Genomic DNA, 2,234 nt, shown 5'->3' on the forward strand with positions numbered 1-2,234 from the left:
CTGACATGCGCCCGTCACACTTGGCCGTGCGGGTCCGCGCCACGGTGCTCGATCACTCCCGCACGGTCACCGAACAGCCGCAATCCGAGCGACCACTGCCCAGCAGCGACTTCATGCTGGCCCTGCCGCAAAGCGACACCCCCCTCGACGTTTACCTGCGACTGGCCTCCGACCACCAGTTACGCCCCTATATCACCCTGCAATCGGCGATCCTCGCGGCTGCCAACCAGAACCAGACGCTGATCTATGGCCTGCTGTTCGGTTGCATCGCCATGCTGATCCTGCACAATCTCATCCGCTACGCCTACACCCGCTCGCACAGCGCCCTCTGGTTGGCGACGTGCGAAGGGTTGTTGATGCTCAGCCTGCTGCTGTTGCTGAACCTCGCCGGTCCCTGGCTGCCGGACTGGCATGCACTGCAAACGCCGGGGGCTTACCTGGCATTGTTAATGACTGCGCCCTGCGGCCTGATGCTTGCCTATCGCTTCTTCTCCCCGCTCGGGCCGCACCCGCTGAACCGGTTGCTGCTCGGCGAGATCCTGCTCATCACCGCCTGCGGCTTGGTGCTGCTGTTCGTCAATACCTTGCCGCTGAACTTCATTACCTACGGCCTGGTAGCCCTGGCAGGCCTGACCATGCTGTTCATCAGCGCCCATCACTGGCAAAAAGGTTATCGCCCGGCTCGCCTCTTCGTGGTGGCCATGGTGGTGTTCAACCTCGGGACACTGATCATCCTGCCTGCCYTGTTGGGGCTGACCCTGATCGAACCCCATGGCCTGCTCACCACCTTGCTGGTGTTCATCTGCATCAGCGGCCTGCTGATGAGCATTGCATTGAGCGAGCGCCAGCGCCGCATCACCGAAGACCGTTTCAGCATCAGCCGCGACCTGGCGGCCAGCAACGCCGAGATCAACGCCAAGACCGAGTTCCTGGCGAAGATCAGCCATGATATCCGCACCCCGATGAACGGCGTCCTCGGCATGACCGAGCTGCTGCTGGGCACGCCGCTTTCGGTCAAGCAACGCGACTATGTGCAGACGATCCACAGCGCCGGCAACGAGCTGCTGACACTGATCAACGAAATTCTCGACATCTCAAAACTCGAGTCCGGGCAGATCGAGCTGGACGATGTGCAGTTCGACCTCAACGCGCTGATCGAAGACTGCCTGAGCATCTTCCGCGCCAAGGCCGAGCAGCAAAACGTCGAGTTGATCAGCTTCATCCAGCCGCAAGTGCCGCGGGTGATCAGCGGCGACCCGACACGCTTGCGCCAGACCCTGTTGAGCCTGCTGGAAAACGCCCTGAAAAAAACCGATGAAGGCGAAATCCTGATCGTCGTGGCGCTCGACGAGCGCAACAACAAACCGCGCCTGCGTATTGCCGTGCAGGACAGCGGCGAGCCCATGGACGCCGAAGAACGCGACGCCCTGATGCACGCCGAACTGCACAGCCGGCATTTCCTTTCGGCCACCCACCTGGGCGGCAACCTGGGGCTGGTGATTGCTCGTCRGTTGATCCGCTTGATGCAAGGGGAGTTCGGGATCAAGATAGGCAGCAACCAGGGCAGCACCCTGTGGCTGACCCTGCCGCTGGACCCGGATCACCTCGAACACCCGACCTCCGACCTCGACGGTCCGCTGCAAGGTGCGCGGGTATTGGTGGTGGACGACAATGACACCTGTCGCAAGGTGCTGGTGCAGCAATGCAGTGCCTGGGGCCTGAACGTCAGCGCCGCGCCTTCCGGCAAGGAAGCGCTTGCACTGCTGCGCACCAAGGCTCATTTGCGTGATTACTTCGATGTGGTCCTGCTGGACCAGAACATGCCCGGCATGACCGGCATGCAACTGGCGGCCAAGATCAAGGAAGACCCGAGCCTGAACCATGACATCCTGCTGATCATGCTCACCGGCATCAGCAACGCACCGAGCAAGATCATCGCGCGCAACTCCGGGATCAAGCGCATCCTCGCCAAACCGGTAGCCGGCTACACCCTCAAGACCACCCTGGCCGACGAACTGACCCAACGCAACAAAGGTCTCGTCGCTACGCAGCCCGTGCCAAGCGGCCAGGTCCTGCCGGTCAAGGTCCCCTGCGACTTCCGCATTCTGGTGGCCGAAGACAACAGCATCTCGACCAAGGTGATCCGCGGCATGCTGAGCAAGCTCAACCTGCAACCGGATACAGCCTGCAACGGCGAAGAAGCCTTGCAAGCGATGAAAGCCCAGCGTTACGAC

The 2,234-nt window shown here is 61.7% G+C and carries 1 protein-coding gene; it reads left to right on the forward strand.

What is annotated here, in order from left to right:
* On the forward strand, positions 1-2,234 hold a 2,234-nt coding region (locus ACXRVY_RS25125; protein ID WP_458238533.1), incomplete at both ends, for a response regulator.

The sequence above is a fragment of the Pseudomonas sp. P5_A2_2 genome, from assembly GCF_054177685.1.